The sequence below is a fragment of the Variovorax sp. GW822-FHT04E09 genome (genome assembly GCF_058800845.1).
In genome coordinates, this window is sequence record NZ_JBXAMR010000003.1 from 455,896 (window position 1) to 471,072 (window position 15,177).

The 15,177-nt window shown below is 65.2% G+C and carries 11 protein-coding genes; 5 read left to right on the plus strand and 6 right to left on the minus strand.

Annotation, left to right across the window (positions count from 1 at the left end; genetic code table 11):
* Positions 1 to 4,607: ESPR-type extended signal peptide-containing protein (locus tag AC1RL8_RS14410; protein WP_493196574.1), on the minus strand; the 4,607-nt coding region annotated here is incomplete at its 3' end.
* Positions 4,608 to 4,926: 319 nt separating this feature from the next.
* On the opposite strand from AC1RL8_RS14410, the gene AC1RL8_RS14415 reads away from it, so the two are divergent.
* Genes AC1RL8_RS14415 through AC1RL8_RS14425 form a run of 3 tightly spaced genes read left to right on the plus strand, consistent with a single transcriptional unit; the run spans position 4,927 to position 7,400 of the window.
* Complete coding sequence (locus AC1RL8_RS14415) at positions 4,927 to 5,370, plus strand: DUF4019 domain-containing protein (protein WP_492684608.1); 444 nt, start codon at positions 4,927 to 4,929, stop codon at positions 5,368 to 5,370.
* The gene (locus tag AC1RL8_RS14420; RefSeq protein WP_070062276.1) at positions 5,367 to 6,509 is read left to right on the plus strand and encodes a DUF2827 domain-containing protein; all 1,143 of its coding nucleotides are present in this window, start codon (positions 5,367 to 5,369) and stop codon (positions 6,507 to 6,509) included. Before AC1RL8_RS14415 ends, AC1RL8_RS14420 begins: the two co-directional genes overlap by 4 nt.
* Positions 6,510 to 6,539: 30 nt before the next feature.
* Positions 6,540 to 7,400, plus strand: a complete 861-nt coding sequence (locus AC1RL8_RS14425; RefSeq protein WP_492684609.1) for a hypothetical protein — start codon at positions 6,540 to 6,542, stop codon at positions 7,398 to 7,400.
* A gap of 85 nt (positions 7,401 to 7,485) precedes the next feature.
* Here the strand turns inward: AC1RL8_RS14425 and AC1RL8_RS14430 are convergent, their stop codons facing one another.
* From AC1RL8_RS14430 to AC1RL8_RS14450, 5 genes are all read right to left on the minus strand, one after another.
* A complete protein-coding gene (locus AC1RL8_RS14430; protein ID WP_307586708.1) occupies positions 7,486 to 10,071 on the minus strand; it encodes a bifunctional aconitate hydratase 2/2-methylisocitrate dehydratase in 2,586 nt (861 codons plus the stop codon).
* 93 nt (positions 10,072 to 10,164) lie between these two features.
* Positions 10,165 to 10,722: a hypothetical protein gene (locus AC1RL8_RS14435; RefSeq protein WP_062479718.1), complete on the minus strand. Its 558-nt coding sequence runs from the start codon at positions 10,720 to 10,722 to the stop codon at positions 10,165 to 10,167.
* Between the two features lie 23 nt (positions 10,723 to 10,745).
* Positions 10,746 to 11,762, minus strand: a complete 1,017-nt coding sequence (locus tag AC1RL8_RS14440) for an HpcH/HpaI aldolase/citrate lyase family protein (protein ID WP_492684610.1) — start codon at positions 11,760 to 11,762, stop codon at positions 10,746 to 10,748.
* Positions 11,759 to 12,547, minus strand: coding sequence for a trans-aconitate 2-methyltransferase (gene tam, locus AC1RL8_RS14445; RefSeq protein ID WP_354342791.1), 789 nt, complete (start codon positions 12,545 to 12,547; stop codon positions 11,759 to 11,761). The genes AC1RL8_RS14440 and tam overlap by 4 nt, the downstream gene beginning before the upstream one ends.
* Positions 12,548 to 12,562: 15 nt before the next feature.
* Positions 12,563 to 13,549 carry a malate dehydrogenase gene (locus tag AC1RL8_RS14450; protein WP_042578072.1) on the minus strand — a complete coding sequence of 329 codons (987 nt, stop codon included), beginning with the start codon at positions 13,547 to 13,549 and terminating at the stop codon, positions 12,563 to 12,565.
* 181 nt (positions 13,550 to 13,730) lie between these two features.
* On the opposite strand from AC1RL8_RS14450, the gene AC1RL8_RS14455 reads away from it, so the two are divergent.
* The gene (locus AC1RL8_RS14455) at positions 13,731 to 14,489 is read left to right on the plus strand and encodes a GntR family transcriptional regulator (protein ID WP_492684611.1); all 759 of its coding nucleotides are present in this window, start codon (positions 13,731 to 13,733) and stop codon (positions 14,487 to 14,489) included.
* A 234-nt stretch (positions 14,490 to 14,723) separates the two neighbouring features.
* A complete protein-coding gene (gene sdhC / locus AC1RL8_RS14460) occupies positions 14,724 to 15,170 on the plus strand; it encodes a succinate dehydrogenase, cytochrome b556 subunit (protein ID WP_062479711.1) in 447 nt (148 codons plus the stop codon).
* Positions 15,171 to 15,177: the final 7 nt, after the last annotated feature.

Consider the following 15,177-nt stretch of genomic DNA (forward strand, 5'->3'; position numbering starts at 1 on the left):
GACGTAGAAGTCGACAGGCTGCTCACGTTGCTGTTGGTCGTGCTCAGGCCCGTCGACAAGCTCGAGATGCCGCTGGTTGCAGTGCTCAGACCAGACGACGTCGAGGTCGACAGGCTGCTCACATTGCTGTTGGTCGTGCTCAGGCTCGTGGACAAGCTGGCGATGCCGCTGGTCGCTGTGCTCAGACCGCTCGAGGTAGACGTCGACAAGCTATCGATGCTGCTCGTCGCCGTGCTAAGGCCCGACGACGTAGACGTCGAGAGGCTGTCAATACGACTATTGGTGGTGCTCAGACCCGAGGACGTCGAGGTCGACAGACTGCTGACGTTGCTGTTGGTCGTGCTCAGGCCCGTGGACAAGCTGGCGATGCCACTGGTCGCAGTGCTCAGACCGCTCGAGGTAGACGTCGAGAGGCTGTCGATGCTGCTCGTGGCGGTGCTCAGGCCCGACGACGTGGAGGTCGAAAGGCTATCGATTCGACTGTTGGTCGTGCTCAAACCACTGGACGTCGAGGTCGACAAGCTGCCCACGCTGCTGTTCGTGGTGCTCAAGCCCGTCGACAGGCTGGCGATGCCACTGGTCGCAGTGCTCAGGCCCGACGATGTCGAAGTCGACAGGCTACTCACGTTGCTGTTGGTCGTGCTCAGGCCAGTAGACAGGCTCGAGATGCCGCTGGTTGCCGTACTCAAGCCCGACGACGTCGAGGTCGACAGGCTGCTCACGTTGCTGTTCGTCGTGCTCAGGCCGGTGGACAAGCTGGAGATACCACTGGTCGCCGTGCTCAGTCCCGACGACGTAGACGTCGAGAGGCTGTCCAGGTTGCTGTTGGTGCTGCTCAGAGCCGTAGACAGGCTCGAGATGCCGCTCGTAGCCGTGCTCAGGCCGCTCGACGTAGACGTCGACAAGCTGCTCACATTGCTATTCGTGGTGCTCAGGCCCGTGGACAGGCTGGAGATACCGCTGGTCGCAGTGCTCAGTCCCGACGACGTCGAGGTCGACAGGCTGCTGACGTTGCTGTTCGTGGTGCTGAGACCGGTCGAAAGGCTGGAGATGCCGCTGGTCGCGGTGCTCAACCCGCTCGACGTGGAAGTCGAGAGGCTGTCCAGGTTGCTGTTGGTGCTGCTCAGAGCCGTGGACAGGCTCGAGATACCACTGGTCGCCGTGCTCAGGCCCGACGACGTAGATGTCGAGAGGCTGTCGATGCGGCTATTGGCCGTGCTCAGACCCGACGACGTCGAGGTCGACAAGCTGCCCACGTTGCTGTTCGTGGTGCTCAAGCCCGTGGACAGGCTCGAGATACCGCTGGCTGCAGTGCTCAGACCGCTCGAGGTGGAGGTCGAGAGGCTGTCGATGCTGCTCGTGGCCGTGCTCAGGCCGGACGACGTCGAGGTCGACAGGCTGCTCACGTTGCTGTTCGTCGTGCTCAGACCTGTGGACAGGCTCGAAATGCCGCTAGCTGCAGTACTCAGGCCCGACGACGTCGACGTCGACAGGCTGCTCACATTGCTGTTGGTCGTGCTCAGGCCCGTCGACAGACTGTTGATGCCGCTCGTAGCGGTACTCAAACCGGACGACGTGGACGTCGACAAGCTGCTGACGTTGCTGTTCGTGGTGCTCAGGCCCGTGGACAAGCTGGAGATGCCGCTGGTGGCAGTGCTCAGGCCCGACGACGTCGAGGTCGACAAGCTGCTCACGTTGCTGTTCGTCGTGCTCAGCCCCGTGGACAGGCTCGAGATACCACTGGTCGCAGTGCTCAGGCCGCTCGACGTGGACGTCGAGAGACTGTCGATGCGGCTGTTGGTCGTGCTCAGACCCGACGATGTCGAGGTCGACAAGCTACCCACGTTGCTGTTCGTGGTGCTCAAGCCCGTGGACAGGCTGGAGATGCTGCTCGTGGCCGTGCTCAGGCCGGACGAGGTCGAAGTCGACAGACTGCTGACGTTGCTGTTGGTCGTGCTCAGGCCCGTCGACAAGCTGGAGATGCCGCTGGTCGCGGTGCTCAGACCCGACGATGTGGAGGTCGACAAACTGCTGACGTTGCTGTTCGTCGTGCTCAGACCTGTGGACAGGCTCGAGATGCCGCTCGTGGCGGTGCTCAGACCGCTTGAAGTCGACGTCGACAGGCTGTCGATGCGGCTGTTGGTCGTGCTCAGGCCAGTCGACGTGGACGTTGACAGGCTGCCCACGTTGCTGTTCGTCGTACTCAAGCCCGTGGACAGGCTCGAGATTCCGCTGGTCGCCGTGCTCAGACCCGACGACGTCGACGTCGAAAGGCTGCTCACGTTGCTATTCGTAGTGCTCAGGCCTGTGGACAGGCTGGAGATACCGCTCGTGGCCGTGCTCAAGCCGGACGACGTCGATGTCGACAGGCTACTGACGTTGCTGTTCGTGGTGCTCAGGCCAGTCGACAGGCTGGAGATGCCGCTGGTGGCCGTGCTCAAACCGGACGACGTCGAAGTCGACAGGCTGCTGACGTTGCTGTTGGTCGTGCTCAGGCCGCTTGAAGTCGACGTCGACAGGCTGTCGATGCGGCTGCTGCTGGTGCTCAGGCCGGACGACGTGGAGGTCGACAAGCTGCTGACGTTGCTGTTCGTCGTGCTCAGACCTGTGGACAGGCTCGAGATGCCGCTCGTGGCCGTGCTCAAGCCAGACGACGTCGATGTCGACAGGCTACTGACGTTGCTGTTCGTCGTGCTCAGACCTGTGGACAGGCTTGAGATTCCGCTGGTCGCCGTGCTCAGACCGCTCGACGTCGATGTCGAAAGGCTGTCGATGCGGCTGCTGCTGGTGCTCAGTCCGGATGACGTAGAAGTCGACAGACTACTGACGTTGCTGTTCGTGGTGCTCAGGCCCGTCGACAGGCTGGAGATGCCACTGTTGGCCGTGCTCAAACCGGACGACGTGGAGGTCGACAGGCTGCTGACGTTGCTGTTGGTCGTGCTCAGGCCGCTTGAAGTCGACGTCGACAGGCTGTCGATGCGGCTGCTGCTGGTGCTCAGGCCCGACGATGTGGAGGTCGACAAGCTGCCGACGTTGCTGTTCGTGGTACTCAGACCTGTGGACAGGCTGGAGATCCCGCTCGTCGCTGTGCTGAGGCCCGACGACGTCGACGTCGACAGGCTGTCGATGCGGCTGTTGGTCGTGCTGAGGCCAGTCGACGTGGAAGTCGAAAGACTGCCGACGTTGCTGTTCGTGGTGCTCAGGCCGGTCGACAGGCTCGAGATGCTGCTCGTGGCCGTGCTCAGTCCCGACGACGTCGAAGTCGACAGGCTGTTGATGCGACTGCTCGCCGTGCTCAGGCCCGACGAAGTGGATGTCGACAGGCTGGCGACGTTGCTGTTTGTGGTGCTCAGGCCCGTGGACAGGCTGGCGATGCTGCTCGTGGCCGTGCTCAGGCCCGAAGACGTCGACGTCGACAGGCTGCTGATGCTGCTGTTGGTCGTGCTCAGCGTCGAATACAACTGGCTGCCATTGATGGCATCCGTGCTGGTGTCGGTGATCCGTCCTGCTGCGACATTGGTGATCTGACGTTCGTTGTTGAGCGAGCCCACACTGACCACGCCAATAGGCGACGCGCCCGCAAACCCCGAGTAGGTTACCGGGCCGATCGTCGCGGTGGGCGCCGCGGTCGCAGTGCTGGCAATCGCATTGGCACCGATGGCGACCGCGTTGGCCGAAGTTGCCTGCGCGTTCAAGCCCAGAGCCATTGCGCCGGCAACGTTGGCCTTGGCCCCCGTACCCATGGCGAACGCGTCGGAAGCCGTGGCCTGAGCGTTCGCGCCCATGGCGACGGCGCCGGTCGTACCCGTATTCGTCTTGGCCCCAGCGCCGAAAGCGAGGGAATTGGTGCCGGCCGCAACCGCGGCACTGGTGGCGTCGCCGCCCAGTGCGACAGCACCCGAGCCTGTCGCCTGGGCAGCAGCGCCGATGGCGACCGCATATGTACTGGTCGCGCGTGAGCCACCGGCTGTGCCGCCCAAGCCGCCGAATGCAACTGCTCCAGTCCCAGTAGCCTGCGCGCCAGACCCCACCGCGAGAGCGCCGGCACCATTTGCCAACGTGGCCGTCTGGTTTGCGTTGCCCCCGATCGCGATCGCATTGGTCCCCGTCGCGTTGGCGCGATCTCCGATTGCGATGCCTGAGGCCGAGCCTGTCGCATTCGCGCCCCATCCAATGGCGACAGCAGCATCCTGCGGCGCCTGGGCGTTGTATCCAAGAGCGACGCCGCCACTTACCGCGTTGGCCGATTGCCCGATGGCAACGGCGTGGGCGCCGTTGGCGATCGAGAAGCCGCCAATGGCAACACCACCGGTCGCATTTGCGCCTTGACCCAACGCGACAGCGCCGTTACCCGACGCAAAGGCCCTGTCAGCGCCGCTGCTGCTGCCGATAGCAACCGACTCACCCGATGCCACACCATAGTTAGAACTCGGAACGTACTGAGCCAGCGCCCCACCTCCATACCCCGCCGCCGCTCCCGCCACCACCAAAGCAGCCACGGTCGCCACCCGCGACTTGCTCTTCTTTCCCCGCGCCGAAGTGAGTTCAGACGCCGCAACCCAGGCCCCCAGGGCTTCATTCCAGATACTTCGGTAAGACTTGTTCATATTCTTCGAGCTCGGTTCACAGAGGGCGGGCGCGGTATCAACGGCGGAGGAAGGCAACGACCGCCCGCGGCTCGTTGCCCCAGCCAGGGTCGTAGTTACCCTGACGTTCACAATGGACGCGGTAATGTACGCAGCCGTTTACATTTGCAGCCATTTCGGTCTACCGGAAACCGTGAAATGATGATTTAGTTCACAAACTTTCACGATTGGCGACAAATTTGGTTCGGGGCGGATGCGGTGTGAAACGCTGGTTCAAACGCCCCGCCTAGAATCGCGGCCGCTGTTTGCCACAGCGGTTTTCTTCACAAAGGTTCTTCGAATGAAGCCGTTTTCCCTCCATTTCCTGGCCGCATGCACGCTGGCCGTGGCCAGTTCCTGCGCCCTGGCGCAGCAGGACGGCAGTTCCGCCGACGAACTCGTCCAGGCGGGCCTCGCCAGCCTCAAGCAGATCGACGAAGGCCGCGCTGGAGAGATCTGGGATGGCGCCTCGGCCTTCATCAAGACCCGATTCCCTCGGGCCGACTTTGTTGCCAATACGCAACGCGCACGTCAGACCGTCGGCGTCGTGGCCCGGCGTGACTGGGCTGGCATCACGCGAATCCGCTATCCGGACGACAGCACTGGCATTCCCGCCGGCCTGTATGCCAACGTCGACTTCTCCACCCGCCTCGAGAACAACAAGACCGTCTTCGAAAAAGTCAGCTTCCGCCTCGAACCCCAAGGCTGGCGCCTGACGGGCTACGTCCCCCGCGAAAACCAATGACCACCGCCTCGGGTGCCGGCCTGCGCATCGGCATCACGATCGGCCTCCACCACGAGGCCGAGACCCTCTGGAACAACGGCATCAAGCAGAACGCCGTGTTCCTGGCAGAGGCGCTGAAGCACTGCCCGAGCGTCGCCTCGGTGGTGCTGGTCAACACCACCGCCACGCCCATCACCCCCGCCCTGCCCTGGGACCAGGCCCGCTGGCCGACCGTGACCTTCGAAGCGGCCAAGGACAGCGTGGACGTGCTGATCGAGCTGGGCGGCCAGATCGACGCCGACCAGACCGATCACCTCAAGCGTCGCGGCGCGCGGCTGGTGTCGTACTGCTGCGGCTTCGAGTACGTGCACGCGATGGAGTCGATGCTGTTCGGCAAGCCGCTGTGGGGCCGCAACCTGTTCATCAACCAGCGTTACGACGACATCTGGATGGTTCCGCAGGTGGCCCACATCAGCCAGCCCTACTTCGAGGTGCTGCGCCGCGCCGAGGCGCGTGCCGTGCCCTTCGTCTGGAGCCCGGTGTTCCTTCAAGAGCGCGCCCGCGCCCTGCCCGACGGCGGCGCGTACCAGCCGCGCAGCGGCCCGCGGCGGCTCAGCGTGATGGAGCCGAACATCAATGTGGTGAAGTTCTGCGTCTACCCCATCCTGATCGCCGAGCTGGCCTACCGCGCCCGGCCCGACGCGATCGGGCTGCTGCAGGTCACGAACGTGGAGCGCATGGCCAAGGACAGCATGGAGTTCATCACGCTGATGAACCAGCTCGACCTGGTGCGCCAGCACAAGGCGGTCTTCCTGGGTCGGCACGAGACCCCGGTGTTCCTGGCGCAGAACACCGACATCGTGGTCTCCCACCAATGGGAGAACCCGCTCAACTACTTCTACCTCGAGACCTGTTGGCAGGGCTATCCGCTGGTGCACAACGCCCACCTGTGCGCGGACCTGGGCTACTACTACGCAGAAAACGACGTGGCCGCGGGCAGCGCCCGCGTGCTCGAGGCCATCGACGGGCACGACGCCCAGGCCCAGGCCTACCGCGACCGGCAACGCGCGCTCATCGGGCGCTACCTGCCCGGCGACGCGGTGGCCACGCAGACCTACGACACCCTGCTGCAGGGCCTGATGCAGCGCCCTGCCCGCTAGCCAGACCCTCGCCCCACGGAGCCCCCTCGCATGCTCGATCCGTCCGAACTCCGGCACTTCTACCCCGTGATCGTGACGCCGAGCCACGACGGCAAGTTCTTCCAGAACTACGTGGCGTCGCTGCTGAACTTCACCATCAATGCCGAGCGCGCCGGCATGAAGATGCAGGTGCTGATGCACCAGGGCGAAAGCCTGGTCACGCGCGCGCGCAACAACTGCGTGGCCCAGTTCCTGGCCAACACGGAGTGGACCCACCTGTTCTGGATCGACGCAGACATCGGTTTCTCGGCCGAGGCGGCGTTCCGCCTGCTGCTGTCGGGCTACGACATCGCCGCCGGCGTGTACCCGTTGAAGCGCGAGAACTGGCCGCAGGACGGCGTGGCGGCAGGCACCACGCAACAGCAGTTCGAGGCCGCCTTCACGCGCTACACGGTCAATGCCCAGGCCGAAGAAGGCGCATCGCAGATCGAGCTCGAGGTGCAGCCCGACGGTTTCATGAAGATGACCGAGGCGCCCACGGGCTTCATGGCGATCCGGCGCGGCGTGTTCGAGCGGCTGATGGCCGCCTACCCCGACCTGCAGTACGTGCCCGACAGCATCGGCGAGACCGACCGCGGGCTGCACTACCGCTTCTTCGACGTGATGGTCGACCCGGTCACGCGGCGCTACCTGTCGGAAGACTACGGCTTCTGTCGGCTGTGGTCGGGGCTGGGCGAGTCGGTCTACATCGACGCCAATTCGAACCTGACCCACCAGGGCGCCAAGCTGTACCGGGGAGACTTCGCCCACTCGCTGCAGGCATCGCTGCCCAATGCAGTCGGCGGTACGACCGGGATGGCGATGCTGTTGAAGGGCCAGGAGCACCTGAAGTCCAATCCGTCGCACGGCTGAGACCGAACGACCGCCCATGAAAAAGCCCCGCCGAAGCGGGGCTTTTTCATGAGGCCGGCGAATCGCTCGCCGGCTGCAACGACCGTCAGGCCGTGACCGTGTCCGCCACGCCCTTGTAGTCTTCGATCTTGTCGAAGTTCAGGTACTGGTAGATCTGCGCGCTGGACGCGTCGATCACGCCCGTGGCGGCCATGTACTCCTCGCGGGTCGGGATGCGGCCCAGTCGCGAGCAGATGGCGGCCAGTTCGGCCGAGCCCAGGTACACGTTGGTGTTCTTGCCCAGGCGGTTCGGGAAGTTGCGGGTGCTGGTCGACATCACCGTCGCGCCTTCGCGCACCTGTGCCTGGTTGCCCATGCACAGCGAGCAGCCCGGCATTTCGGTGCGCGCGCCCGCGTTGCCGAACACGCCGTAGTGGCCTTCTTCGGTGAGCTGCTGCGCGTCCATCTTGGTCGGCGGTGCGATCCACAGCTTGACCGGGATGTCGCGCTTGCCTTCGAGCAGCTTCGACGCGGCGCGGAAGTGGCCGATGTTGGTCATGCACGAGCCGATGAACACTTCGTCGATGGTGGCACCGGCCACGTCGCTCAGCGTCTTCACGTCGTCCGGGTCGTTCGGGCAGGCCACGATGGGTTCGTGGATCTCGGCCAGGTCGATCTCGATGACGGCGGCGTACTCGGCGTCGGCATCGCCCTTGAGCAGCTGCGGGTCCTTGAGCCAGGCTTCCTGCGCGGCGATGCGGCGTGCCAGCGTGCGGGCGTCGGCGTAGCCTTCGGCAATCATCCACTTCATCAGCGTGATGTTGCTGTTGATGTACTCTTGAATCGGTTCCTTGTTCAGGTGCACCGTGCAGCCAGCGGCCGAGCGTTCGGCCGAGGCGTCGCTCAGCTCGAAGGCTTGCTCCACCTTCAGGTCGGGCAGGCCTTCGATCTCGAGGATGCGGCCCGAGAAGATGTTCTTCTTGCCTTGCTTGGCCACAGTCAGCAGGCCCGACTTGATGGCGTACAGCGGAATGGCGTTAACCAGGTCACGCAGCGTGACGCCGGGTTGCATCTTGCCCTTGAAGCGCACGAGCACCGATTCGGGCATGTCCAGCGGCATCACGCCGGTGGCGGCCGCGAAGGCCACGAGGCCGGAGCCCGCGGGGAAGCTGATGCCGATGGGGAAGCGGGTGTGGCTGTCACCGCCCGTGCCCACGGTGTCGGGGGTCAGCAGGCGGTTGAGCCAGCTGTGGATCACGCCGTCGCCCGGACGCAGCGACACGCCGCCGCGGTTGGCCATGAACTCGGGCAGTTCGTGGTGCATCTTGACGTCGACCTTCTTCGGGTACGCCGCCGTGTGACAGAACGATTGCATGACGAGGTCGGCCGAGAAGCCCAGGCAGGCCAGGTCCTTCAGCTCGTCGCGGGTCATCGGGCCGGTGGTGTCCTGCGAGCCGACCGAGGTCATCTTGGGTTCGCAGTACGTGCCCGGGCGCACGCCCTGGCCTTCGGGCAGGCCGCAGGCGCGGCCGACCATCTTCTGTGCGAGCGAGAAGCCCTTCTTGGTGTCGACGGGGCTTTGCGGCAGGCGGAACAGCGTCGAGACGGGCAGGCCCAGGGCCTCGCGCGCCTTGGCCGTGAGGCCGCGGCCGATGATCAGCGGAATGCGGCCGCCGGCGCGCACTTCGTCGAACAGCACATCGCTCTTGACCTGGAATTCGGCGATGACCTTGCCGTCCTTCAGGGCCTTGCCTTCGTAGGGACGCAGCTCGACCACATCGCCCATGTTCATCTGCGTCACGTCGAGCTCGATCGGCAGAGCGCCCGAGTCTTCCATCGTGTTGTAGAAGATGGGAGCGATCTTGCCGCCGAGGCAGACGCCGCCGAAACGCTTGTTCGGCACGAAGGGAATGTCTTCGCCGGTGAACCACAGCACCGAGTTGGTGGCGCTCTTGCGCGACGAACCCGTGCCGACCACGTCGCCGGCGTAGGCCACGAGGTGGCCGCGCGCGCGCAGGTCTTCGATGAACTTCACCGGGCCGCGCTTGCCGTCTTCTTCAGGAACGATGCCGGGGCGGGCGTTCTTGTGCATCGCCAGGGCGTGCATCGGAATGTCGGGACGCGTGGTGGCGTCGGGTGCGGGCGACAGGTCGTCGGTGTTGATTTCACCGGCCACCTTGAAGATGCTGACGGTGATGCTCTGCGGCACTTCCGGGCGGCTGGTGAACCACTCGGCATCGGCCCAGCTTTGCAGCACGCCCTTGGCGTGGGCGTTGCCCTTGTCGGCCTTTTCCTTGACGTCGTGGAACTGGTCGAACATCAGCAGGGTCTTCTTCAGGCCTTCGGCTGCCACGGCACCGACTTCGGCGTCGTCCAGCAGGTCGATCATGGGGCTGATGTTGTAGCCGCCGAGCATGGTGCCGAGCAGTTCAGTGGCGCGGGCGCGCGAGATGAACGCGTTCTTCTCGGTGCCGTGGGCCACGGCTGCGAGGTAGCTTGCCTTGACCTTGGCGGCGTCGTCGACGCCGGCGGGCACACGGTAAGTGAGCAGGTCCAGCAGGAAGGCGCCGTCCTTGGCATTCGCGCTCTTCAGGAGCTCGATCGCTTCGGCGGTCTGCTTCGCGCTCAGGGGCAGCGGCGGGATACCGAGCGCGGCGCGTTCGGCAACATGATCAACGTAGGCTTGCAACATCTTCTTTTCTCCGGAAACTAGGCTATCGGGCGTGCGCTGCGGTCTCAAGCGGCCAAGCAAGAGCCGCGCCGCACCCCGGGTTCGGTGCTCTTCTTACTTCTTGGCTGCGTCGGCACCTTCGAAAAGGGCCTTCGGCGGGTTCTTCTTCATCTCGTCGGCGAAGGCGACCTGAGCGGCGGTCTGGCATTCGTCGGCAATGCGCAGGCCGGCCTTCTGGTTCATCAGCATCGACTTGTTGCCCAGCTGGAGCCACATGGCGCCGGCACGCGGGTCTTCGAGGCGGATGGCGCCGGTGCGGCTTTCGACCGGGTGCATGCGGTACTTCAGGCCCTTGGTGGTCACGGTGAAGAAGCCGGGCTTCTTCTCGTCGGGCGTGACGGTCACGTCGGCGCCGAGTTCGCACTGGGCCTTGCCGATGGACACACGCTGCGCCACGGCCAGGTCGGACTCGGACAGCACGATGTTGGTGTCGTCGGCGATCGGCGTGACCTCTTCGACAGCCTTGGCCGCCTTGCGGGTGACCTGGCGCTTCGGCGGGGTCTTCTTGGCTTCGGCCTTGGCAGCAGCCGGCTTGGTGGCGGTGGCGTTCTGGGCCACGGCGGCGAAAGGCAGGGCCAGCGCAACGGCGGCGATCAGTGCAATTTTCTTCATGAGCGGGGTTCCTTCAGGCTGATTCAGTGGGTTTCAGGAGACCGCGATGCAAACCAGGCTTTCGCCTCGGAGGGCAACGCGCGCCCTGTTGCGTGGGCGCGCGTCAGGACCTGCCAGAAGTGGCGGTAGCTCGCGCGGTCGTGCAATGTGCCATCAATTTGTGTCGGTGCCCAATCCGCGTCTGCGGCTTTTGTAATGATTTTTGTGGCAATTTGAATCTGCGCCTCGTCGGGCGCGAAGGCCTCGAGGATCGGCCGGATCTGGTTCGGGTGGATGCTCCACATGCGCGTGTAGCCGAATTCGGTGGCCGCCTTGCGGGCCGCGAGGCGCATCGCCTCGGTGTCGTTGAACTCGGTGACCACGCAGTGCGACGGCACCTTGCCGTAGGCATGCGCCGCCGAGGCCAGTGCCAGCTTGGCGCGCACGACCAGCGGGTGGCTGAACTGCCCCGCCGCACCCATGCCGTCGGCGGGAATGGCGCCGGCATGCGCCGACACGAAATCCATGAGGCCGAAGCTCAGCGACTGCACGCGCGGATGCGCGGCAATTTCGAAGGCGTTGTGCACCGCCAGGGGCGACTCGATGAGCACGTGCAGCGGCAACTCGGCGGCGTCGGCGGCATCGAGCGCGGCAACAGCCTGACACACATCAGCCACGGATTCGACCTTGGGCACCATGAGGTGGCTCAGCCGCTGGCCGGCACGTCCGGCGATGGTGACCACGTCGCCGGCAAAGGCCAGGTGGTCGACCGGGTGCACGCGCACGCCCACGCGCATGCCGGGCTGGGCAGCCAGCGCGAGCTCGGTGACGAGCGCGGCATGCTCCGCCTCGCCGCCGACCGGGGCGCCGTCTTCGCAGTCGAGGGTGACGTCGAACACGCAGGCGCCGAACTCCTGCGCCATCTCGGCCTGGAGCGCGAGGCTCTTCTTCATGCGGGCTTCGACGCCGCTGTAGTGGTCGCACACCGGCAGGGTCACGGCGCCGGCCTGTGCGCCGAGCAGCACGTCCGCGGGATGGGCAGCGGAGGTCTTCGTCGTCATGCGTCTTTTTTCTTGTGCGCCACGATGAACATGCGCGGGAAGGCGAGCAGGCGCTTGCCGTCGGTGCGCACCGGGTAGGCCTCGTCCACCCGGCGTTCGTATTCGGCGAGGTAGCTCGCCTGCAGGTCGGGCGGCAGGCGGTCGACGAAAGGCTTCAGCCCAGTGCTACGCACCCATTCGACGATGGCCGCGGCGTTGGCCATCGGGTGCTGGTAGATGGTGTGCCAGACATCGACATGGGCCGCACGCGCGGCCAGCAGGTCGTAGTAGCCGCCGAGCGGCAGCAGCAAGGTGCGCAGCTTGTCGGCGTCGCCGATGGGCTCGGCCCAGGGCGCTTCGGCCGCCACCGCGCGCATCAGGCGGTGCGTGGGCTCCTGGCGGTTGTCGGGCATCTGGACGGCGAGCACGCCGCCCGGGGCCAGCGCGTCGAACAGGCGGGGGATCAGCGTCTCGTGATCCGGCACCCATTGCAGGGACGCGTTGGCATAAATGAGATCGGGCGCTTCTGTTTCACGCGGCGCCCAGGTCGCGATGTCGCTCAACTCGAAGCGCGCCGCCGGCAGGCGCTCGCGCGCGCTGACCAGCATGGCTTCGGAGTTGTCGGTGCCCGTGACCTGCGCCTTCGGGAACCGATGTGCCAGCAGCTCGGTGGAATTGCCCGGTCCGCATCCGAGGTCGACCACGCGGGCGGCCTCGGCAAGCGGGACCCGCGCCAGGAGTTCCTGTGCGGGCCGGGTGCGCTCGTCCTCGTAGCGACGGTAGAGCGCGGGGTTCCAGTCGAGCATGCTGGCGGGTTTGCTTTACAGCAGGTGGGCGACGCCGGCGCGTTCGCCTTCGAGCTCTTCGAGCGTCTTGTTGATGCGTTCCTGGCTGAATGCATCGATCTCGAGGCCTTCGACCAGCTTGTACTCACCGTTTTCGCAGGTGACCGGGAAGCCGAACATCACGTCCTTCGGAATGCCGTACTGGCCGTCCGACGGGATGCCCATCGTGACCCACTTGCCGTTGGTGCCCAGGGCCCAGTCGCGCATGTGGTCGATGGCGGCGTTGGCGGCCGAGGCAGCCGACGACAGGCCGCGGGCTTCGATGATGGCCGCGCCGCGCTTGCCGACGGTCGGCAGGAAGGTGTTGGCGTTCCATTCCTGGTCGTTGATCATCTTGGCGACGCTTTCGCCGTTGATGGTCGCAAAGCGGTAGTCGGCGTACATCGTGGGCGAGTGGTTGCCCCAGACGGTGAGCTTCTCGATGTCGGCCACGGCCTTGCCGGTCTTGGCGGCGATCTGGCTGGCAGCGCGGTTGTGGTCCAGGCGCAGCATGGCGGTGAAGTTCTTGCGCGGCAGGTCCGGTGCCGACTTCATGGCGATGTAGGCGTTGGTGTTGGCGGGGTTGCCGACGACCAGCACCTTCACGTTGCGCGAAGCGACAGCGTTGAGTGCCTTGCCCTGTGCCGTGAAGATGGCGCCGTTGACGGCCAGCAGCTCGGCACGTTCCATGCCGGGGCCGCGGGGGCGCGAGCCGACCAGCAGGGCGTAGTCGGCGTCCTTGAAGGCGGTCATCGGGTCGCCGTGGGCTTCCATGCCGGCCAGCAGCGGGAAGGCGCAGTCGTCGAGCTCCATCATCACGCCCTTGAGCGCCTTCTGGGCCTTCTCGTCGGGGATTTCGAGCAGTTGCAGGATGACCGGCTGGTCTTTGCCGAGCATTTCGCCGGAAGCGATACGGAACAACAGGGCGTAACCGATTTGACCGGCGGCACCGGTAACGGCAACGCGGACAGGCTTTTTGCTCATGGGAAGACTCCAGAAGGTGGTGAAACGGGTTAGCGCTCTCGTGGGGCGCCGCGGTCCAGCGGGGGGAAGCTTTCCCGCGGCGCGGGACCGGGCCGCATTTTAAGCCGATTCGACAAAGGCCGTCTTATGTCTTATATAAGATATCCTCTGGGGGTCCGCCACGGCGCACCCCACCGCTGCCATGAACACGCCCTCCACCCTCGACGAGCCCACGACGCCGTCCTTCAGTCCGCTCTACCAGCAGATCAAGACCCTGATCCTGCAGAGCCTGCAGGCCGGCGAGTGGAAGCCGGGCGAGCCCATCCCCAGCGAGATGGATCTGGCCGTGCGCTTTCGCGTGAGCCAGGGCACGGTGCGCAAGGCGATCGACGAGCTGGCGGCCGAAAACCTGGTGGTGCGCCGCCAGGGCAAGGGCACCTTCGTGGCCACGCATGCCGAGCAGCATGTGCAGTACCGTTTTCTCAAGCTGGTGCCCGACGCCGGCAGCCCGAGCGCCGAAGGTCCGGCCGAGCGCACCATCGTCGACTGCAAGCGCCTGCGCGCCTCGGCCGACGTGGCGCGTGCGCTGAGCCTGCGCACGGGCGACGCCGTGCTGCAGGTGCGCCGCGTGCTCGCCTACGGCGGCGTGCCGACCATCCTCGAAGACCTCTGGCTGCCCGGCGCGCCCTTCAAGGGCCTCACCGCCGACCGGCTGCGTGCCTGGCCCGGCCCGATGTACGCGATGTTCGAAACCGAATTCGGCGTGCGCATGGTGCGCGCCGAAGAAAAGATCCGCGCCGTGCTGCCCGATGCCGAACAGGCGCAGCTGCTCGACGTGCCGCTGCAGATGCCGCTGCTCAGCGTGGAGCGCGTGGCGCACACGTACCACGACATGCCGATGGAACTGCGCCGCGGCCTGTACCGCACCGACACCCACCACTACCGCAACCAGCTGGGCTGATCCGATGGCGCCGAAGACCCTCGCCCGCGCGGGCACAAACGCGCACACTCAGCCCGCGCAACGCAGCCACAAGCCCCGAGCATCCGACTGCCGCAGTGCGTTGACTCCTGCGCGTCCGATGCGCGATGGTGCATTGCAATAGAATTTTGCGTTGTTTGCATTCCGCAGAAGAAACAAAAGCGTTCGCTCTCAGAACAAGCCAACAAGTCACAAAGCCACGAAAGCCATCTCCCTATGACAGAGCTTGCAACTCCCCCCCGGCCGCCGCGTCGCGAATTCCGGAACATCAACGCCTTCACCGATCTCACGACCTACCGGCTGCCGCCGGCCGGCATCGTGTCGATCCTGCACCGCGTGAGCGGTGTGCTGATGTTCCTGCTGATGCCCTTCATCATCTGGATGTTCGACACCTCGCTGTCATCTGACTATTCGTTCGCGAAATTCAAGTCTGCTTTCAACATCGGCGTCGGCTTCGCTCCGGGATGGTTCTTCAAGCTCGTCGCACTGGCGCTCATCTGGGCCTACCTGCACCACTTCATCGCCGGCCTGCGTCACCTCTGGATGGACGTGAGCCACTCCGCCGTGACGAAGGAATTCGGTCACAGCTCGGCCATGTTCACGCTGGGCGCAAGCATCATCCTCACGCTGGCGCTTGGCGCCAAGCTGTTCGGCCTGTACTGAGAAGGAG